General features: G+C 68.5%; 20 protein-coding genes. 9 read left to right on the forward strand and 11 right to left on the reverse strand.

Annotation, left to right across the window (positions count from 1 at the left end; translation table 11 throughout):
- Window positions 1-3: 3 nt before the first annotated feature.
- The 6 genes from BP68_RS01375 to BP68_RS01400 all read left to right on the forward strand — a co-directional run bounded on the left by BP68_RS01375 (window position 4) and on the right by BP68_RS01400 (window position 5,129).
- Window positions 4-723 (forward strand): YebC/PmpR family DNA-binding transcriptional regulator, encoded by a 720-nt coding sequence (locus BP68_RS01375; RefSeq protein ID WP_496368314.1) that lies wholly within the window; start codon window positions 4-6, stop codon window positions 721-723.
- A 21-nt stretch (window positions 724-744) separates the two neighbouring features.
- Window positions 745-2,028: a phosphoribosylamine--glycine ligase gene (purD, locus tag BP68_RS01380; RefSeq protein ID WP_496368316.1), complete on the forward strand. Its 1,284-nt coding sequence runs from the start codon at window positions 745-747 to the stop codon at window positions 2,026-2,028.
- Window positions 2,028-2,978 carry an oxygen-dependent coproporphyrinogen oxidase gene (gene hemF / locus BP68_RS01385; protein ID WP_496368318.1) on the forward strand — a complete coding sequence of 317 codons (951 nt, stop codon included), beginning with the start codon at window positions 2,028-2,030 and terminating at the stop codon, window positions 2,976-2,978. Before purD ends, hemF begins: the two co-directional genes overlap by 1 nt.
- A 171-nt stretch (window positions 2,979-3,149) precedes the next feature.
- Window positions 3,150-3,965, forward strand: coding sequence for a ribosome silencing factor (rsfS, locus tag BP68_RS01390; RefSeq protein WP_496368320.1), 816 nt, complete (start codon window positions 3,150-3,152; stop codon window positions 3,963-3,965).
- A gap of 15 nt (window positions 3,966-3,980) precedes the next feature.
- On the forward strand, window positions 3,981-4,448 hold the full coding sequence (rlmH, locus tag BP68_RS01395; protein ID WP_496368322.1) for a 23S rRNA (pseudouridine(1915)-N(3))-methyltransferase RlmH: 468 nt from the start codon (window positions 3,981-3,983) through the stop codon (window positions 4,446-4,448).
- 63 nt (window positions 4,449-4,511) lie between these two features.
- Complete coding sequence (locus tag BP68_RS01400) at window positions 4,512-5,129, forward strand: Maf family protein (RefSeq protein ID WP_496368324.1); 618 nt, start codon at window positions 4,512-4,514, stop codon at window positions 5,127-5,129.
- Here BP68_RS01400 and BP68_RS01405 read toward each other — a convergent pair whose 3' ends face one another.
- From BP68_RS01405 to BP68_RS01445, 9 genes are read right to left on the reverse strand one after another with little or no spacing between them, the layout of a single operon-like run.
- Window positions 5,130-5,894 carry a Crp/Fnr family transcriptional regulator gene (locus tag BP68_RS01405; protein ID WP_496368326.1) on the reverse strand — a complete coding sequence of 255 codons (765 nt, stop codon included), beginning with the start codon at window positions 5,892-5,894 and terminating at the stop codon, window positions 5,130-5,132. It abuts the gene before it with no gap.
- A 53-nt stretch (window positions 5,895-5,947) separates the two neighbouring features.
- Window positions 5,948-7,549, reverse strand: coding sequence for a cytochrome D1 domain-containing protein (locus BP68_RS01410; RefSeq protein WP_496368328.1), 1,602 nt, complete (start codon window positions 7,547-7,549; stop codon window positions 5,948-5,950).
- The gene (nirJ, locus tag BP68_RS01415) at window positions 7,542-8,762 is read right to left on the reverse strand and encodes a heme d1 biosynthesis radical SAM protein NirJ (RefSeq protein WP_496368330.1); all 1,221 of its coding nucleotides are present in this window, start codon (window positions 8,760-8,762) and stop codon (window positions 7,542-7,544) included. The genes BP68_RS01410 and nirJ overlap by 8 nt, the downstream gene beginning before the upstream one ends.
- 2 nt (window positions 8,763-8,764) lie before the next feature.
- Window positions 8,765-9,247: a siroheme decarboxylase subunit beta gene (gene ahbB / locus BP68_RS01420; protein ID WP_496368332.1), complete on the reverse strand. Its 483-nt coding sequence runs from the start codon at window positions 9,245-9,247 to the stop codon at window positions 8,765-8,767.
- A complete protein-coding gene (locus BP68_RS01425; protein WP_496368334.1) occupies window positions 9,237-9,719 on the reverse strand; it encodes an Lrp/AsnC family transcriptional regulator in 483 nt (160 codons plus the stop codon). The genes ahbB (BP68_RS01420) and BP68_RS01425 overlap by 11 nt, the downstream gene beginning before the upstream one ends.
- Window positions 9,706-10,761, reverse strand: coding sequence for a siroheme decarboxylase subunit beta (ahbB, locus tag BP68_RS01430; protein WP_496368336.1), 1,056 nt, complete (start codon window positions 10,759-10,761; stop codon window positions 9,706-9,708). The genes BP68_RS01425 and ahbB (BP68_RS01430) overlap by 14 nt, the downstream gene beginning before the upstream one ends.
- 3 nt (window positions 10,762-10,764) lie before the next feature.
- The gene (locus BP68_RS01435) at window positions 10,765-11,970 is read right to left on the reverse strand and encodes a cytochrome D1 domain-containing protein (RefSeq protein WP_496368338.1); all 1,206 of its coding nucleotides are present in this window, start codon (window positions 11,968-11,970) and stop codon (window positions 10,765-10,767) included.
- Complete coding sequence (locus tag BP68_RS01440) at window positions 11,967-12,311, reverse strand: c-type cytochrome (protein WP_496368340.1); 345 nt, start codon at window positions 12,309-12,311, stop codon at window positions 11,967-11,969. The genes BP68_RS01435 and BP68_RS01440 overlap by 4 nt, the downstream gene beginning before the upstream one ends.
- 18 nt (window positions 12,312-12,329) lie before the next feature.
- Window positions 12,330-14,054 (reverse strand): cytochrome D1 domain-containing protein, encoded by a 1,725-nt coding sequence (locus tag BP68_RS01445; RefSeq protein WP_496368342.1) that lies wholly within the window; start codon window positions 14,052-14,054, stop codon window positions 12,330-12,332.
- A gap of 212 nt (window positions 14,055-14,266) precedes the next feature.
- Here BP68_RS01445 and cobA point away from each other — a divergent pair, with 212 nt between their 5' ends.
- The 3 genes from cobA (at window position 14,267) to BP68_RS01460 (ending at window position 17,533) form a co-directional block, all read left to right on the forward strand.
- Window positions 14,267-15,091, forward strand: coding sequence for a uroporphyrinogen-III C-methyltransferase (gene cobA, locus BP68_RS01450; protein WP_496368344.1), 825 nt, complete (start codon window positions 14,267-14,269; stop codon window positions 15,089-15,091).
- Window positions 15,092-15,155: 64 nt separating this feature from the next.
- Window positions 15,156-16,643 (forward strand): ribonuclease G, encoded by a 1,488-nt coding sequence (rng, locus tag BP68_RS01455; RefSeq protein WP_496368346.1) that lies wholly within the window; start codon window positions 15,156-15,158, stop codon window positions 16,641-16,643.
- Window positions 16,644-16,702: 59 nt separating this feature from the next.
- Window positions 16,703-17,533, forward strand: coding sequence for an alpha/beta fold hydrolase (locus BP68_RS01460; protein WP_496368348.1), 831 nt, complete (start codon window positions 16,703-16,705; stop codon window positions 17,531-17,533).
- Window positions 17,534-17,544: 11 nt separating this feature from the next.
- Here BP68_RS01460 and BP68_RS01465 read toward each other — a convergent pair whose 3' ends face one another.
- Both BP68_RS01465 and BP68_RS01470 read right to left on the reverse strand, forming a co-directional pair.
- The gene (locus BP68_RS01465) at window positions 17,545-18,714 is read right to left on the reverse strand and encodes a pyridoxal phosphate-dependent aminotransferase (RefSeq protein WP_496368350.1); all 1,170 of its coding nucleotides are present in this window, start codon (window positions 18,712-18,714) and stop codon (window positions 17,545-17,547) included.
- 35 nt (window positions 18,715-18,749) lie between these two features.
- Window positions 18,750-19,691 carry a CysB family HTH-type transcriptional regulator gene (locus BP68_RS01470; RefSeq protein ID WP_496368352.1) on the reverse strand — a complete coding sequence of 314 codons (942 nt, stop codon included), beginning with the start codon at window positions 19,689-19,691 and terminating at the stop codon, window positions 18,750-18,752.
- Between the last annotated feature and the right edge of the window lie 37 nt (window positions 19,692-19,728).

Below are 19,728 nucleotides of genomic sequence, written 5' to 3' on the forward strand. Positions count from 1 at the left end.
GCAGTGGCAGGACACAGTAAATGGGCCAACATCCAGCACCGCAAGGGTCGCCAGGATGAGAAGCGCGGAAAGATCTGGACCCGCATCATTCGTGAAATCACCGTCGCGGCGCGGACCGGTGGCGGCGACCCCTCGGCCAACCCCCGTCTGCGTCTGGCCATCGACAAGGCCAAGGCCGCCAACATGCCGGCCGACCGCATCAAGTACAACATCGACAAGGCCTCGGGCACTCTGGAAGGCGTGAGCTACGAGGAAATCCGCTACGAGGGCTACGGCATCGGCGGCGCCGCGATCATCGTGGACACCATGACCGACAACCGCGTGCGCACGGTGGCCGAGGTGCGCCATGCCTTCAGCAAGTACGGCGGCAACATGGGCACCGAAGGCTCCGTGGCCTTCCAGTTCAAGCATGTGGGGCAGATGATCTTCGCCCCGGGCACGAACGAGGACCAGGTCATGGAAGTGGCGCTGGAGGCCGGCGCCGAGGACGTGGTCACGGACGACGACGGCGCCATCGAGGTGCTGACCGCGCCCGGCGACTTTGAGGCCGTGCGCGACGCGCTGGAGGCCGCGGGCCTCAAGCCCGAGGTGGCCGAGGTCACCATGCGCCCCGAGAACACCATCGCCCTGGAGGGCGACGACGTGGCCCGCATGCAAAAGCTCCTGGACATGATCGAAGACCTCGACGACGTGCAAGAGGTCTACCACAACGCAGAGCTCTAGGAACCTGAGCAACGACACCCTATGAAAATCCTAGTCATTGGCGGCGGCGGCCGGGAACACGCACTGGCCTGGAAACTCAGCCAGTCCCCCAAGACCACCAAGGTTTATGTGGCGCCGGGCAACGGCGGCACGGCGCTGTCGCCGAAATATGAAAACGTGCCCATCGGCGACGTGGTGGAACTGCGCGAATGGGCGCAGGAGCAGAAGATCGGCCTGACCGTCGTCGGCCCCGAGGCCCCGCTGGCCGCTGGCGTGGTGGACGAGTTCCGTGCCCACGGCCTGCGCATCTTCGGCCCCTCGCAGGCGGCCGCGCAGCTGGAAAGCTCCAAGGCCTTCTCCAAGGCCTTCATGAAGCGCCACGGCATTCCCACGGCCGAGTACGAGACCTTCACCGACCCGCAGGCGGCCCATGCCTACGTGGACCGCCTGGGCGCGCCCATCGTCATCAAGGCCGACGGTCTGGCCGCGGGCAAGGGCGTGGTGGTGGCCACCACGCTGCAGGAGGCCCACGATGCCGTGGACTTCATGCTGGTGGACAACAAGTACGGCGTGACGCACAACGAAGGCGGCGCGCGCGTGGTGATCGAGGAGTTCCTCGAGGGCGAGGAAGCCTCCTTCATCGTGCTGTGCGACGGCAAGAACGTGCTGGCCCTGGCCACCAGCCAGGACCACAAGCGCCTGAAGGACGGCGACCAGGGCCCCAACACGGGCGGCATGGGGGCCTATTCGCCCGCGCCGGTGGTCACGGCCGACGTGCATGCGCGCGCCATGCGCGAGGTCATCCTGCCCACCATCCGCGGCATGGAAAAGGACGGCATTCCCTATACGGGCTTCCTGTACGCCGGCCTGATGATCGACGCCGCCGGCCATCCCAAGACGCTGGAGTTCAACTGCCGCATGGGCGACCCCGAAACGCAGCCGATCATGATGCGCCTCAAAAGCGACCTGGTCGAGGTGCTGGGCGCCGCCGTGGACGGCAAGCTGGACCAGGTCGAGCTGCACTGGGACCGCCGCACGGCGCTGGGCGTGGTGATGGCCGCGCACGGCTACCCGGACAGCCCGCGCAAGGGCGACGCGGTCAACGGCCTGCCGCAGGACCAGGACGATGCCATGGTGTTCCACGCCGGCACGCAGCTGCAGGACGGCGTGGTGCGCACCAGCGGTGGCCGCGTGCTGTGCGTGACGGCCCTGGCCGACAGCGTCAAGCAGGCGCAGCAGCGCGTGTACGACGTGGCCCGGGGCATCCATTTCGATGGCGCGCAGTACCGCCGCGACATCGGTCACCGCGCCGTGAAGGCCAATTGATGGCGCGGCTGTTCGGCACCGGCGATACGGTGGGCCGGGTGCGCGGCTACCTGGAGGAACTGCAGGCGCGCATCACCGGTGCGCTGGAGGGCCTCGAAGGCCCCACGGCGCAGGGCGGGGCGCGCTTTCGCTCCGATGCCTGGCAGCGCGAGCCAGGCTCGCCGCTGCAGGGCGACGGCATCACGCGCATCCTGGAGGGCGGCCGCGTGTTCGAGCGCGCGGGCTGCGGCTTCTCGCACGTGAGCGGTCCGCGCCTGCCGCCCTCGGCCACGCAGCACCGGCCCGAGCTGGCCGGTGCGCCGTTCGAGGCCATGGGCGTGTCCCTGGTGTTCCACCCGCGCAATCCCTACGTGCCCACGGTGCACATGAACGTGCGCATGATCTCCGCGGGCCAGCCGGGGCAGGAGCCCACCTGCTGGTTCGGCGGCGGCATGGACCTCACGCCGTTCTACGGCTTCGAGGACGACGCCGTGCATTTCCACCGCGCCTGCCGCGATGCGGTCCAGCCCTTCGGCGATGGCCTGTACCCGCGCTTCAAGACCTGGTGCGACGAGTACTTCTACCTCAAGCACCGCCATGAGCAGCGCGGCGTGGGCGGCATCTTCTTCGACGACTTCTCCGAACTGGGCTTCGAGCAAAGCCTGGCCATGACGCAGAGCGTGGGCGACGCCTTCCTGGGGGCCTACCTGCCCATCGTGGAGCGGCGCATGCACATGCCCCATGGCGAGCGCGAGCGCGAATTCCAGCTGTACCGCCGCGGGCGCTACGTGGAGTTCAACCTGGTCTGGGACCGCGGCACGCACTTCGGCCTGCAGTCGGGTGGGCGCACCGAATCCATCCTGCTGTCCATGCCGCCGCTGGCGGCCTGGGCCTACCAGCGCGAGCACGCGCCCGGGTCGCCCGAGGCCGAACTCACCGCGCGCTTTTTACAGCGCCGCGACTGGCTCTGAGCACCGGGCGGGCCGGCAACTATAATTTTGATAGCTTGTAGCGCTCGCCTGTTGTGCGCCAAGGCCTTTTTTGACCACTAAACAACGCCTCGAAAACCGCTGCGCGCCCCTATTGGCCGCCGCAGGGCTTGCAGGCTATATTGATTCCATCCTTTCACTGAAGACCTCCTGATGACCACTTCCAGCAAATCGGAAACCGCCGCCAAGAAAGACGTGACCAAGCTCCAGCGGGCCATCGTCGATGGACTGGAGGACGTCAAGGCGCAAGACATCCAGGTCTTCAACACCGAGCATCTCTCGCCCCTGTTCGAGCGCGTGATCGTGGCCACCGGCACCTCCAACCGCCAGACCAAGGCGCTGGCCGCCAGCGTGCGCGACGCGGTGCGCGAGGCGGGCTTCGTCAAGCCGCGCACCGAGGGCGAGGAGAACGGCGAGTGGATCATCGTGGACTGCGGCCAGGCCGTGGCCCACATCATGCAGCCCGCCATCCGCCAGTACTACCGGCTGGAGGAAATCTGGGGCGAGCTGCCCGTGCGCATGAAGCTCGGTGCGCCCAAGCCGCGCAAGATCATGGCGTCGGAAGGGGGCGACGAGGCCCCTGCACGCAAGAAGCCGGCGGCCAAGAAGGCCGCAGCCAAGACCGTGGCCAAGCCTGCAGCCAAGAAGGCACCGGCCAAAGCTGCCGCAAAACCGGCCGCCAAGCCAGCGGCCAAGGCCGTCGTGAAGGCCGCGCCGGCCAAGTCGGCCACGCCCAAGTCGGCCGTTAAGCCGACCGCCAAGGCCGTTGCCAAGACGGCTGCGGCTCCCAAGCCCGGCGCGAAGAAGGTGGCGGCCAAGAAGCCGGCGGCCAAGGCCGTGGTGAAGACCGTCGTGGTCAACAAGCCTGCCACCAAGAAGGCACCGGCCAAGGCCGCCGCCAAGACCACGGCGCGCAAGCCCGCAGCCAAGCCGGCGGCCAAGAAGGCGCCCGCGCGCAAGAAGGCCTGAGGCTTTTCCTGACCCATGAAGCTGCTCATCGTGGCCGTGGGCCAGCGCGTGCCCGACTGGGCGCAGACGGCCTATGACGACTACGCTAAGCGCTTTCCGCCCGAGCTGAAGGTCGAACTCAAGGCCGTCAAGACCGAGCCGCGCGGCTCCAAGACGCTGGAGACCCTGTACGCCGCCGAGCGCGAGCGCATCGAGGCTGCCATCCCGCGCGGCACGCGCGTGGTGGTGCTGGACGAACGCGGCACCAACCTCACCACCAAGGCCCTGGCCCAGCGCCTGAAGGACTGGCAACTGGGCGGCGACGACGTGGCCCTGGTGATCGGCGGGCCCGATGGGCTGGAGCCGGCCTTTCGCCAGGCGGCGCACGAGCGCATCCGCCTGTCGGACCTGACCCTGCCGCACGCCATGGTGCGCGTGCTGCTCATCGAGCAGCTCTACCGCGCCTGGTCAGTGAATGCCGGCCATCCCTACCACCGCGAGTAACATCACTTTTGATAGCAGCTTGCGCTTGATGGGTGAGCGCTAGAGGCCAATTTGACTCATAAGATGTCTGACTTCATCTATCTTGCCTCGCAAAGCCCACGCCGCCGCCAGCTGCTGGAACAGTTGGGTGTGCGCCATGAACTGCTGCTGCCCAACACGGACGGCGACCTGCCTGAGGATGCCGAGGCCATCGAGGCGGTGCACGCCGGCGAGTCGCCCACGGCCTATGTGCAGCGGGTGACCGGCCTCAAGCTCGACGCCGCCGTGGCGCGCCATGCGCGGCGCGCGTTGCCGCCGGCGCCCATCCTGTGCTCGGACACCACGGTCGCGCTGGGCGACACCATCTACGGCAAGCCCGAGGACGGGCGCGACGCCGCGCGCATGCTGGGCGAACTGGCGGGGCAGGAGCACTGCGTGCTCACGGCCGTGGCGCTGCAGGCGGGGGACAAGCGCCTTGCGGCGCTGTCGGTGTCGCGCGTGCGCTTCGCGCCCATGTCCAAGGCGCAGATCGCGGACTACGTGGCCACGGGCGAACCGCTGGGCAAGGCCGGCGCCTACGCGATCCAGGGCCGCGCCGCGGCCTATGTGGAGCACTTGGCCGGCAGCTACTCGGGCATCATGGGCCTGCCCATGTACGAGACGGCGTGCCTGCTGCGCACGGCCGGCGTGCTGCGGGTCTGATCACATCGGGTGGCTGGCCAGGCGCGCGGTGTCCGGGATGTGGATGTCGCGCTTGTCGATCTGGATCAGGCCTGCGGCCTCCAGGTCGTGCAGCACGCGCGAGAAGTACTCGGGGGTGATCGACAGCCGCGATGCGATGGTGGCCTTGCTCACCGGCAGCGAAACGCTGCGTGTGCTGGCCGGTGGCGCGGGCTCGGCCGCCATGGCCGCCGCCCGCCGCGCAGGGCAGCAGCCGGGCATGGGCTCCATCGGATGGGGCGAGTCTTCGGGCAGGGCCTGCAGCAGGTAGCCGATCACCCGCTGGGTTCCGCTGTGCAGCGTGTAGGTCTGCACGTCGCGCACCAGACCGTGCAGGCGCCGCGAGATGCCGGCCAGCATGCGCATGGCAAAGCGCGGGTCGCTCTCGATCTCGTGCACCACGGCGGCCTTGCCCACGCTGAGCAGCAGGGTGTCGGTCAGCGCCTGGGCGTTCACGATGTAGGGACGGTCGGTGAACATCAGCGCCTCGGCAAAGCTGATGCCGGGGCCGGCCAACTCGATCACCTTTTCCTGCCCGGCGGGCGAAAGCGCGAACAGCTTGACCTGGCCCATGACGGTGACATGGAACTCCTCGCACGGCATGCCCACGCAGAACACGTTGTCGCCGCGTGCGTAGCGCCTCAGGCGGCACCCCCCCGACAGGCGCCGCAGTTCCTGGGGCGTCATTTCCTGGAACAGCGGCAGGGCAGCAAGGTAGCGGGATATGTCGAAGTTGGCAGTATCCATGCCCGCATTACAGGGGATACCCCCAGGCTGCGGATTGATGTAGAGCAATGGGGTCAGTGCGACGTGCCCTCGCTGCGGGTGATCTTGTTCCAGACGTTGTATTTACCCACCGGCTTCTTCATGGGCAGGCGCTTGACCTCCCGGAAGGTGGCGGCGTCGTAGACGACGAGGGCGCCGTCCATCTCCCAGACGCTGGCCAGGGCGTAACGCCCGTCGCGGGTGAACTCGATGTGCGCCAGCGTCTTGCCCGGCTCGCGCACCTGGGCCACGGTCTCCAGCGTGCGCTTGTCGATGATGGTCAGGGTGTCCCTGGCCGTGGGGCTCATCATGGAGTCGGTCCAGGCATAGGGCGTTTTCTCGTGGCTGCGCATGAAGAAGCCCGGCCCGGGCGTGGCGATGGTGCGCACCGTCTTCCAGGTGCGCATGTCGATCACGTCCACGGCACCCCCGCCCAGGTTGGGACTGGCCAGCACCGTGGTGTCGCCCCAGTCGAAGGTGATGCCAGAGCCCAGGTGCGGCATGCCGGCAATGGGCAGGTCGGCCACCTTGCGGCGGATGTCGAGGTTGACCACCTGGGCGCTGGCGCGTTCGTCACCGCCACTTTTCGGGCGCGTGGCGCCGAGTACGTGGCGGTAGCTCTGGTCGAAGAAGAAGTCGTCCAGCGGCTCGCTCAAGGGCGTGCGGCGCACGCCCAGGTAGCCGGGCTTGGCGATCGCCTCGCCCATCTTGTAGTCGTGCACCAGGCCGTCGTGGATGGGTCCGGCCTGCTTGTCGTAGGAAATTTCCCAGATCTCGGGGATGTCCTTGAGCGCCACCACGAAGCTGTGGCGCGGCGCGGCGTCGTACACGGCCGAGACGCGCGAGCTGGCCTTGCCGTCCAGCGTGGCGGCGTCGTAGGTCTTGACGAGCTGAAGGTCGGCGTCGAACAGCGCCAGCGTGTGCGGCAGGTAGTTGGCGGCCATGACCCAGCGCCCGTCGCTGCTGACGGCCACGTTGCGCATGTTTAGGCCGGCGCGCACCTCGGCCACCACGCGCAGGCGCCACAGGTCGTATTTGGTGATCCAGCCGTCGCGCGAGCCGAAGAACACGTAGCGCCCGTCGGGCGTAAACTTGGGACCGCCGTGCAGCGCGTAGCGGCTGGCAAAGCGCGTGATGACCTCAAGGCGGTCGCCGTCGAGCAGCGAGACATGGTGGTCGCCGCCCTCGACGACGACGAACAGGTTCATCGGGTCGGCGTCCCACTTGGGGTGCGCGGGTTCATCCTCGGGCGCGGGCGTGAAGTTGCGCGAGGCGCGGATGTCGGCCTCGCCCCAGCGCGGCGCGGGCACCACCGGCGTGCGTACCCAGGCGGCCAGGGCGCGGATCTCCGCGTCGCCCAGCTGTTCGGAGAACCCCGGCATCTGGGTGGCGGGGCGGCCCTGCTGGATGACGCGCAGCATCTCGGCGGGGCGTACACGCTCCAGGCTCTCGGGCAGCAGTGCCGGGCCCATCAGGCCGGTGCGCTGCGCGCCGTGGCACACGGCGCAGTGCTGCTGGTAGAGGGCGGGAGCGTCTGGCTTGGTGGCCTCGGGCGCCTGGGCGTGCAGCGTGGGCAGCCAGGCCAGGGCGGCAATGGCGGTCAGGGTAGTCAGCAGGGGGCGAAGGGCTTTATGCATGGGCGATCTCGATGGTGCGGCGCGCGTTTTTCCTGGCGGGCGGCTGGAACGGCGTGCTGGCCGCGCCTGTCTCGGCGTCGCTCAGGTAGCAGCCGGGGTCCTCGAACCATGGGTTGCCCGTGAGCTGCTGGGCGCGCACGCGCGTGTTGCCGTTGCAAATGGCAAGGTACTGGCACGCCGCGCAGCGGCCCTGCACGGGACGCGGGCGCTGCTTCAGGCCGGCCATCAGCGGGTCGCTGGTGTCGTTCCAGATCTGCGAGAACGGGCGCTCGCGCACGCTGCCCAGGTCGTGGTGCCACCACATGGTGTCAGGGTGCACATGGCCCAGGTTGTCGATGTTGGCCACCATCTGGCCGCTGGCGTTGCCGCCCCAGGCCACCAGGCGCTGGCACAGCGCGCCTTCCCACTGCGGCAGGTGCCGGCGCACCCACTGCAGCAGGTAGGGGCCGTCGGCGTCGTTGTTGCCGCTCACGTAGTCGTCCAGGCTGCCGGCCTGGGCGGCGGCCCAGGCGTGGTCGAACAGCAGGTCCATGGCGGCGCGCGTGGCCTGGTGGTGGGCGTCCTTGTCGCGGTGGATGTTGCCGCGCCCGGCGTAGTTCAGGTGCGAGAAGTAGAACTTGTTGGCCCCTTCGTCCTGCATGAGCTGCAAGAGCGCGGGCAGGTCGTGCGCGTTCAGCGCGGTCATGGTGAAGCGCAGGCCCACCTTGACCTGGTGCGTGGCCAAGTGGCGGATGGCAGCCAGGCTGCGGTCGAACGCGCCGTCGAGGCGGCGGAACTTGTCGTGCGTGGGTTTCAGACCGTCCAGGCTGATGCCCACGTAGTCGAAGCCCGCGCCCGCGATGCGCGCGGCCATGGGGGCGTCGATCAGCGTCCCGTTGGTGGACAGGCCGGTGTAGAAGCCCAGATCGCGTGCGCGCGCGGCGATCTCGAACAGATCGGGGCGCAGCAGCGGCTCGCCGCCCGAGAGGATGAGCGCCGGCACGCCGAAGGCCTTGAGGTCGTCCATCACGATGAACACTTCGGGCTGCGACAGCTCGCCCGCATAGTCGTGGTCGGCCGAGAGGGCGTAGCAGTGCTTGCAGGTGAGGTTGCAGCGGCGAATCAGGTTCCAGATGACGACGGGGCCGCGCGCGCGGCGCTCGTGCGGCACGGGATAGGTGCCGGTGGTCTCGGCCGCGTGCAGTTCGCGCAGGTACTGGCTGATGCGAAACATGGTCAATCTTCCTTGAGGCGCAGACCGGTCTTCTTGAGAATGGCCGTGGAATACAGGATGTCGCTGCCGTGGCAGGCATCGCCCAGCAGCGCGGCAATCTGCGCGGCCTGCCGCTCCACATGCGTGCGCGTGGGGCCGTGCAGCATCGCGAACAGGTTGTAGGGCCACAGCGGCAGGTGGCGCGGGCGGCGGTAGCAGTGGCTCACGCCGGGCAGGCTGGCCACCCGGCGGCCCAGCGTGGCGACCTGGGCGTCGTCCACGTTCCACACGCTCATGCCGTTGGCCGTGTAGCCCAGGCGGTAGTGGTTGGGCACGGCGCCTATGCGGCGCACCAGGCCCTCGTCGATCATCTGCGCCAGGCGCTCGCGCACCTGTTCTCCGGGTACGCCCAGCATGGCGCCCACGGCCTCGTAGGGCCGCGCCACGAGCGGCAGGCCCCCCTGGGTGGCGGCGATGAGCGCGCGGTCGAAGGCATCAAGCGCCATGGCGTTCTCCGGTGGACCCCGTGGGCAGGGGCGGCAGGCGCAGTTCCACGAAATACTCGTCTTCCTTGGGAAAGGCGTAGACGGGCAGGCCAGTCGCCGCCTCGATGCGGTCCAGCGCCGCGCGGGCCAGCGCGGGCGATTCGGCGGCGACCACGAACCACATGTTCAGCGCGTGCTCGCGCCGGTAGTTGTGGGCGACCTCGGTGAAGGCGTTGACGGTGGCGCTGACGGTGTCGAAGCGCGCCTCGGGCACGGCCATGGCTGCCAGCACGAACTGCCCGCCCGCGCGCTCAATCTGGAACAGCGGCCCGAAGCGGGTGAGCACGCCCTGCGCGAGCAGGCGGTGCAGGCGCTCGATCACCTGCTCCTCGGTCCATCCCAGGTCGGCGCCCACGGCGGCGAAGGGGTGGTCCACCAGCGGGAAGCCGCCGTGCAGGTGGTCTACCAGGCGGGCATCTTCAGGGCAGAGCATTGATGGTCTCCTGCAGGGCGGGCTCGGGCTCTGGGTTGGCGTGGGGTGCGTGATGGGCGAATCGCCGCGCCCCGGTCTGCTTGAAGCGCCGCAGCGAGAACAGGACGGCGCTGGGGCGGGCCGCCAGGCCGGCCTGGTCCATGGCCTCGGCCAGCACGGCACGCACCGTGTGGCGGTCGCGCCCGTGCACCATGCAGTAGAGGTTGTAGGGCCAGCCGGGCGCGCGGGCGCGGCGGTAGGCCAGGGTGATGCCCCGCGCGTGCGCCAGCGCCGCGCCATGGCCGTCCACCGCGGTGTCGGGCACGTCGAAAACGGCCATGGCGTTCGCCGTGTAGCCCAGTTCGTGGTGGCGCACCACCACGCCGAAGCGGCTGAGCAGGCCGGCTTGCTGCCAGCGCGAGAGCGTGGCCAGCACGTCGGATGTGCTGCAGTGCAGCTGGTCGGCCCAGACGTCGTAGGGCCGCTCGGTCAGGGGCAGGCCCTGTTCGGCCAGCGCGGCGAGCGGCCAGTCGCACGGTGCGAGCGGCGCGCTGGCTGGGGCCGTGGGGCCCGTCGCGCCGAAGGCCTCCGAGACGCCGGTGGCTGGGGAGGCCAGGTCGAAGGCCGTATCGATGCGGTAGGGCTGCAGCATGGGCAGGCGCAGCACGGGCAGGGCCGTGGCCTGCTCTATGGCCTGCAGCAGGCGCTCCACATGCTCGGCGTCGCGGCCGGTGGCGACGAACCAGAGGTTGGTGGCATGTTCGCGTTCGTAGTTGTGGTTGACGCCCTGGTGGGCCGACACGGTGGCCGCCACGTCGTCCAGGCGCTCGGGCGGTACGGCCATGGCAGCCAACAGCGAGGCACCGCCCGCGCCGGGGGCGAACACGGCGCCGATGCGGCTGAGTGCGCCAGCCTGCCAGAGCCGTGCATAGCTGCCGAGCACCTCGCTGGCGTCCAGCCCAAGGGTTCGGCCGATGGTGGCGAAAGGCTCGGCGCACAGGGGAAAGTCGCGCTGCCAGGTGTTGAGCAGCGTGAGATGCGTGGCGTGGTGGCTGCCCGGCATGGCCTAGAACCCCATGCGCTGCGCGCGGGCGGTGAAGAAGATGCCGCTGGGGGCATCGACGGCCAGCGTGGCCTGCGCCTGCAGCGTGTGGGTGTCATAGACCTGTACGCGGTTGTCGTCGCGGCAGCTGATCCATACGGACTCGCCGCGCGGCGTGAACTCCATGTGCAGCACGGCCTTGCCGGGCCGCAGCGTGTCGACGACGCGCTGGCTGGGCGTGTCGATGACCTGCACGCGGTCGTAGTCGGGTACGGAGAAGTTGACCCACACCTGGCGCCCGTCGGGCCGCGCCATCACGAACACGGGCTGGCCCGCGACAGGGATGCGCCCGACCTCGGCCCAGCTGTCGGTGTCCACCACCAGCACCTCGTGGCGGCCGATGGCCGGCAGATAGGCATGGCGGCCCGCCACGGCCCAGCCGCGCAGGTGGGGCATCTTGTAGACGGGCAGGGGTTGCTCGCCGCGCCCGTAGCCCGCCAGGATGCGGCGTGCGCGGGGCTCGGGCTCCCACAGGTCCACCATGGCCAGGCCGTCCTCGCCGAACAGCCCGGCAATGTAGTGACGGCCATTGGGCGTGACCAGCGCGTCGTAGGGCTGGCGGCCTATGCCGTGCAGCGTGGTCACGCGCGGCTGGGTGGGATCCTTGCAGTCGGCAATGCAGATGGCATTGGCGTCGAACAGGCTGTAGATGAAGCGGCGCTGGGGCAGGTCTGCCAGGCCCACCACGCGCGAGCGCTGGCCTTCGGCGGTGAGCGCCGGCAGGTCGGCCAGCTGCGCCAGGGTGACTGTGTCGAAGAGCTTCACGCCGCCGGGCGTGTAGTTCTGCGCGGCAACCAGGCTGCCATCGGCGCAGATGGCGCCGCCGATGGAGTTGCCAGCCTGCATCACGCGGCCGGCGATGCGCCGAGTGAGCAGGTCCACGCGGGTCAGGCCGCCGTCGCGGCCGAAGACATAGGCATGGCGTTCGTCGCGCGAGAAGACGACCGAGGCATGCGACAGGTCGCCCAGGCCCTCCACGCGGCCCACGGCTTCGCGCCGGGTGGTGTTGACGAGGGTGAGCGCCCCTTGGGCGCGCTCGATGACCACGCCGAGGTCGCCCGTGCCTTGCAGAGCGGGGGCCGGTGGCGTGGCCGTGGAAGAGGTGGCCGCGCAGCCGCTGGCAAGCAGCGGGGCGCCGGCACTGAGGGAGAGCAGGGTGCGCCGTTTCATGGGGCGGAGCTCCTGGTTTCTTCGGGAAAGCCGCTGGCCAGCCGCTGCGCGATCCACAGCGCCTCACCACTGTGCAGCAGGGCGCTCCAGGGCGGCATGGGGGTGCCGGGAATGCCGTGGGTGATGACGGCGGCCAGATAGTCGGCAGGCTTGGCGGCCAGGGCCTCGCGCGTGAGCGCGGGCCCCAGGCCACCGGTGAGGCGCATGCCATGGCAGGAGCCGCAGTCCTGGCGCACCATGCGCACGAGCTGCGCGACGCGTTCGGGTGCCGGCGCGGTTTGCGCGCCGGCGGCCGTGGCGCACAGCGCCAAGGCCAGGGTCAGGACGGGGGCATGGGTCATGGCGGGCCTTGGCTTGCGTCAGTAGACGTCGTGCTGGGTGTTGTGCACGTTGAAGTGGCCGGTGGGCGTGATCAGGCGCGGGTCCTTGATCACGGTCTTGAGCTTGAGCGTCTTGTCATCCACGACGACCAGGGCGCTTTGCTTGTCCTTGGCCGACCAGACGGCAAACCAGACCTCGTCACCCGCCTTGTTGAACTCTGGCTGTACCACGCGCTTGGCGCCGCCGTCGTTGGGCAGTCCCGCCCATTCGCCGATCGGCAGGGTCACATAGCCCTTGTCCAGGTCGTTGATGTCATACACCACGACCGACTGGGAGACCTTGGGGTCTGGGTTGAGGGGGGCGTCCGAGTACAGGTGCTTGGACTTGGGATGGCTCTTGATGAACAGTGCGCCGCCGCCGGGTCCCTTGAGCTTGGCCACTTCCTTCCAGGCGTACTGCTTGTACTTCTTGGGATCGGTGCCGATCAGCGAGATCGTCTCGTCACCCAGGTGGCCGGTGGCCCAGACGGGGCCGTACTTGGGATGGGTGAAGTTGGCGCCGCGGCCGGGGTGGGGAATCTTGCCCACTTCGGTCAGGCCGGCGAGCTTGCCGTCCTTGGCGTCGATCGCGGCGATCTTGTTGCTGTTGTTGGCAGCCACCATGAAGTAGCGCTTGGACGAGTCCCAGCCACCGTCATGCAGGAAGGGCGCCGAGCCGATCTCGGTCATCTTGAGGGCTTGAAGGTTGGAATAGTCCACCATCAGCGTTTTGCCGGTTTCCTTGACGTTCACGAGGAATTCCGGCTTGTAGTGCGACGCAACGATGGAGGCCACGCGCGGCTCGGGGTGGTATTCCTGCGTGCCCACGACCATGCCGCGGGTGGAAACGATCTTCAGCGGCTCCAGCGTGTCACCGTCCATGATGGTGAACTGGGGCGGCCAGTAGGAGCCGGCAATGGCCAGCTTGTCCTCGTAGCCCTTGAACTTGCTGGTGTCGACCGAGCGCGCCTCCAGGCCCACGCGGATCTCGGCCACGTTGTCGGGCTTTTCCATCCACAGGTCGATCATGTTGATCTTGGCGTCGCGGCCGATCACGAACAGGTAGCGCCCCGAGGCCGACATGCGCGAGATGTGCACGGCGTAGCCGGTCTTGACGATGTTGATGATCTCCTTGGTATCGCCGTCGATCAGCGCCACTTCGCCGGTATCGCGCAGCGTGGTGGAGAAGATGTTGGCGATGTTGTAGTTGTTCATCTTCTTCTTCGGCCGTTTCTCCGGAGGAATGATGACCTTCCAGGTGTTCTTGGCGTCGGCCAGGCCCCACTCGGGCGGTGTGGGCGGGTCCTGCTGGATGTAGCGGGCCATCAGGTCCACCTGCTTCTCATCCATTTCGCCCGAGGTCAGCCAGTTGGGCATGCCCGCCGGCGAGCCGTAGGCAATGAAGACCTTGAGGTATTCCGTACCCTTGGGCAGGGTGATGTCGGGCGTCAGCGGCTTGCCCGTGGCGCCCTTGCGCAGCACGCCGTGGCAGCCCGCGCAGCGCTCGAAATAGATCTTGCGGCCCAGGTCGAACTCGGCCTGCGTCATGGGCGGGGCCTTGGGGTTCATGCTTTGGTACATGGGCTCGTTGGCCAGGGGCGAGCTGCCCGCCTGGTAGTTCTTCTCGGCCTCTGAAACGTGCTTGCCGTCCTGTGCCATGGCGGTGGCCGACACCAGGGTGGCGGCCGCTAGCGCCACCAGCCTGGCGATCCTCTTTGCTGTCATTGTGGGTCCTCTGCGTCTCGGGTCAGCGCATGGGCGTGCCCCCGCTGAATGCCGGAGCCACTCTCGCGAGGTCGCTGTCCATCCCCTCTTGGTGCGAGTGGCTGCATCGTCGCAGCGGGCATTGCCACCTGTCCTTGAACTGGTTCAAGGACGCGGTCCGTGTGGCCTTTGAACAATGGAGCCCACCCCACGATCTGCCAAGAAAGGCCGACATGAACTTCATTGAAGATGCGCGCTGGTTCACCGCAGCGCCCACCACAGGCGTTCCGGGAACTCCCCCCCAACCCGGGCGCGTGACGCTGGTGGGCGCAGGCCCGGGCGACCCCGAACTGCTCACGCTGCGCGCCGTGAAGGCGCTGCGCGGCGCGCGCCTGGTGCTCTACGACCATCTGGTGGGCAAGGAGGTGCTGCGCTACGTGGCCGAGGACGCCGACCTGATCTACGTGGGCAAGGAAGCCTCGCACCACACGCTGCCGCAGGAGTCCATCATCGACCTCATGGTGCGGCTGGCGCGCAGCGGGCGCAGCCTGGTGCGGCTCAAGGGGGGCGATGGCTTCATCTTCGGCCGCGGCGGCGAAGAGGTGCAGGCGCTGGCCGAGGCGGGCATCGCCTTCGACGTGGTGCCCGGCATCACGGCGGCACAGGGGGCGGGCGCCTGCGCCGGCATTCCTCTGACCCACCGCGACCATGCGGCCACGCTGGTGTTCGCCACCGGGCACCTGCGCGGCGACGACGAGGTCGCGCTCGATTGGGAGGCGCTGGCGCGGCCGCGCCAGACCGTGGTGATCTACATGGGGGTGGGCACGCTGCCCGTGATCTGCAAGGAACTGGTGGCCCATGGCCTGCCGGCTTGCACACCCGCGGCCCTGGTCGAGCAGGCCTCGCTGCCGGGACAGCGCTGCATCAGCGGCACGCTGCAGGAGCTGCCCGCACTGGCGCTGCAGCACCGCGTGCGACCGCCGGCGCTCATCGTGGTGGGGGACGTGGTGGCGCTGCAGCCGCAGCTGCTGCGGGGAATGCAGGCCACGGTGCTGTGACGGCCCTGCGGCCCGCTGTACGGGCCGCTTTCAGGCATCATGGGCGCTTCATCTGGCAAAGCCCATGCAACAAGACATTCTCATCAACTGGTCGCCCCAGGAAACGCGCGTGGCGGTGGTCGAAAACGGCTCCGTGCAGGAGCTGCACGTGGAGCGCACCCTGGAGCGCGGCCTGGTTGGCAACGTGTACCTGGGCAAGGTGTCGCGCGTGCTGCCGGGCATGCAGTCGGCCTTCATCGATATCGGCCTGGAGCGAGCGGCCTTCCTGCACGTGGCGGACGTGTGGCAGCGCCAGGAGGGGGGCGAGGCACCCATGTTCACGCGCAAGGGCGAGCCGCCCGTGCCCATCGAAAAGCAGGTGTTCGAGGGGCAGGCGCTGATGGTGCAGGTCATCAAGGACCCGATAGGCAGCAAGGGCGCGCGCCTGTCGACCCAGATCAGCATCGCCGGGCGGCTGCTGGTGTTCCTGCCGCAGGACGACCATGTGGGCGTGTCGCAGAAAATTCCGCAGGAGGAGCGCGACGCGCTGCGTGCGCGCCTGCAGGCCCTGGTGGGCGACAAGTCCACGGGCGGGGGCGGCGGCTTCATCCTGCGCACCAATGGCGAGGACGCGAGCGACGATGAGCTGGCGGAAGACATTGCCTACCTGCGCAAGACCTGGGCGGGCATCCGGCAGGCGGCGCAGACCCGGCCGCCCACCTCGCTGCTGTACCAGGACTTGAGCCTGCTGCAGCGCGTGCTGCGCGATCTGGTGAGCGAAGAAACGCAGAGCATCCGCATCGATTCGCGCGAACAGTTCGCCGCACTCAATGCGTTCGCCAACGAGTTCATGCCCTCCGCTGCGGCCAAGCTGCAACTCTACAAGGGAGAGCGGCCGGTCTTCGACCTGTATTCCATCGACGAGGAAGTGGCCCTGGCCCTGGGCCGGCGCGTGCAGCTCAAGTCCGGGGGCTACCTGATCGTGGACCAGACCGAGGCGCTCACCACCATCGACGTGAACACCGGCGGCTACGTGGGGGCGCGCAACTTCGACGACACCATCTTCAAGACCAACCTGGAGGCGGCCGGCGCCATCGCGCGGCAACTGCGACTGCGCAACCTGGGCGGCATCGTGATCGCCGACTTCATCGACATGCTGCGCGAGGACCACCAGGCGGCCGTGCTGGCGGAGTTTCGCAAGCAGCTGGCCCGCGACCGCGTCAAGACCATGGTGGGCGGCTTTTCGCAGCTGGGCCTGGTGGAGATGACGCGCAAGCGCACGCGCGAATCGCTGTCGCACATGCTGTGCGAGCCATGCCCCACCTGCGCGGGTGTGGGGGAGGTGAAGACGGCGCGCACCGTGTGCTACGACATCCTGCGCGAAGTGCTGCGCGAGGCGCGGCAGTTCAACCCGCGCGAGTTCCGCGTCATCGCCTCGCCCAAGGTGGTGGAGCTGTTCCTGGACGAGGAGAGCCAGCACCTGGCGGGCCTGTCGGACTTCATCGGCAAGCCGATCTCGCTGCAGGCGGAGGCGGGTATGGGGCAGGAGCAGTACGACATCGTGCTGCTGTAATTTGAGTCAAATTGGCCTCTGGCGCTTATCTGGCAAGCGCTAGCAGCTATCAAAATGATATGAATCAGGTGGCTGGGACAACGGCAGGGCCGGGCGCGGTGTCGGTGCGGGACGCATGGGTGGATGCCGGCAGCGGCCCGCTGTTCGTGCGCAGATGGTTGCCGGCTGGCGCAGGGCAGGGCGCGGGGGCGCCCATCGTGCTGTTCCACGACTCGCTGGGCTGCGTGGCGCTGTGGCGGGACTTCCCGCCATTGCTGTGCGCACACACCGGGCGCGAGGTGCTGGCGTACGACCGGCTGGGGTTCGGCCAGTCCGCGCCGCGCAGCGACCCCCTTGCCATCGACTTCGTGCGGATGGAGGGCGAGCAGGTCGTACCGCGCATGCTACGGCACTGCGGCGTGGAGCGCTTCGTGGCCATGGGCCACAGCGTGGGCGGCGGCATGGCGGCGTTCGCCGCGGCCGCTGCGGGCGACGCCTGCGGGGCCCTGATCACCGAATCGGCGCAGTGCTTTGTGGAGGAACTCACATTGCAGGGGATCCGCGCGGCCGAGGCCGCGTTCGCAGCCGGTGGCGAGATGGATCGCCTGCGCAAGTACCACGGCGACAAGGCCCGCTGGGTGCTGGAGGCGTGGACGCGCACCTGGCTCTCACCGGCATTCCGCGACTACAGCCTGGAGCCGGTGCTGCCCCGGGTGCAGTGCCCCGCGCTGGTGATCCACGGCGAGCGGGATGAATACGGCTCGGTGCGGCAGCCCGAACGGATTGCACAGTGTGTGGGCGGGACGGCAGAGCTGGCGCTGCTGGCCGGCTGCCACCACGTGCCGCACCGCGAGCGCGCGGCTGAGGTGCTGCAGCGCATCGCGGCATTTCTGGCGCCGCTGGCGCACTGACCCGGGGGTGTTCAGAGCCGGCGCAGCCGCTCAATGGCTGCGCGCAGGGTCTCGTCCTTCTTGGCGAAGCAAAAGCGCACCACGCGCTGGTCGAAGCCGTCGCCATAGAAGGCCGATAGCGGAATGGCGGCCACGCCGATCTCGCGCGTGAGCCATTGACAGAAGTCGGATTCGTTCAGGTCGCTCACGGCCGAGATGTCCACGCACTGGAAATAGCTGCCGGTGCTGGGCAGCAGCTTCAGGCGCGAGCCTGCCAGCCCCTGGCGGAACAGATCGCGCTTGGCCTGGTAGAAGGCGGGCAACTGCAGGTAAGGCGCGGGGTCTTGCAGGTATTCGGCCAGGCCGTGCTGCATGGGCGTGTTCACCGTGAACACGTTGAACTGGTGCACCTTGCGGAATTCCGCCGTCATGGCGGCCGGCGCGGCCACCGTGCCCACCTTCCAGCCGGTGACGTGGAAGGTCTTGCCGAAGCTGGAGACGATGAAGGCGCGCGCCGCCAGGCCTGCGAAACGCGCCGCGCTCTGGTGCTCGGCACCGTCGAAGACCATGTGCTCGTAGACCTCGTCGCTGATCAGCAGCACGTTCGTGGGGGCCAGCAGTTCCTCCAGCGTGCGCATGTCCCCGTCCGTCCAGATGGTGGCGCTGGGGTTGTGCGGCGTGTTGATGAGCAACAGGCGCGTGCGCGGCGTGATGGCGGCGGCGATCTTGGCGAAGTCCGGCCGGAAGCTGCCCGGCGTGAGCGGCACGCGCACGACCACGCCACCCGCTAGCTCGATATTGGGCACGTAGCTGTCGTAGCAGGGCTCCAGCACGATGACCTCGTCGCCTGGCTGCACGCAGGCCAGGATGGCCGTGAGAATGGCCTGCGTGGCCCCGGCCGTGATGGTGATTTCGGTGTCGGGGTCATATTGGCGGGCGTGGAGTGCTTCTATTTTTGAAGCAACCGCCTGGCGCAGGGCCGGCACGCCCGCCATGGGGGGGTACTGGTTGTGGCCCGCCTGCATGGCGTGGGTGACGGCGTCCAGTAGCTTCGGGTCGCAGTGAAAGTCTGGAAAGCCCTGGCCCAGGTTCACGGCCTGGTGCTGCTGCGCCAGGGCCGACATGACGGTGAAGATGGTGGTGCCTACGTTGGGAAGGCGGCTGGGAAAGGGTGGAGAAGGCAGGCGGTCGATGGCGTTCATGGGGCGGTCGATGGCGGGCAGGCCAGGGCAGGGGGTCAGAGTTCGTAGTCGTTCACATGCCCGGTCATGGCGCGGGCGATGAGGTCGCGGCTCAGGCGGTCGCTGAGCAGTTCGGCAAACTTGTAGACGAAGTTGCGCAGGTAGGCGCCCCGCTTGAAGGCCACGCGTGCCACGCTCTGCCCGAAAAGGTGGCCCACCGGGCGCACGACGAGGTCCCCCTGCGGGTCGTCGCGCATGGCCATCTCGGCCACGATGCCGATGCCCAGGCCCAGTCGCACGTAGGTCTTGATCACGTCGGAGTCGATGGCCTCCAGCACGATGCGCGGCTGCAGCTTGCGGGTGGCGAAAGCCTGGTCGATCTTGCCGCGGCCGGTGAACGAGGGGTGGTAGGTGATGAGCGCCTCGTGCGCGATGTCTTCCAGGCCGATGCGGTCCTTCTGCGCCAGCGGATGGCTGGACGGCAGCACCAGCACGTGCTGCCATTCGTAGCAGGGCAGGGTGACGAGGTCCGGGTAGTCGGCCAGGGATTCGGTGGCCATGCCGATCTCGGCCACTTCGTCGATCACCATGCGCGCCACCTCGTGCGGCGTGGCCTGGTGCAGGCTGATGGTCACCTTGGGGTAGGCCTCGCGCAGCCTGGCCACGGGCATGGGCAGCACGTAGCGCGCCTGCGTGTGGGTGGTGGCAATGGCCAGCGTGCCGCTGTCCTGCGCGCTGTACTGTTCGCCGATGCGCTTGAGGTTGCCCACCTCCCGCATGATGAGTTCGATGCTCTTGAGCACATGCTGGCCCGGCTCGGTGATGCGCTTGAGCCGCTTGCCGTGGCGGGCGAAGATGTCCACGCCCAGTTCGTCCTCCAGTTCGATGATGGCCTTCGAGACCCCGGGCTGGGAGGTGTGCAGCGCCTTGGCGGCCTCGGTGAGATTGAGGTTGCGGCGCGCGGCCTCTTGGACGAAGCGAAACTGGTGCAGATTCATATCTGATTTCGGCTAAAGAATCACATCATTATGCTTC

It is taken from the genome of Diaphorobacter oryzae DSM 22780 (assembly GCF_059568935.1).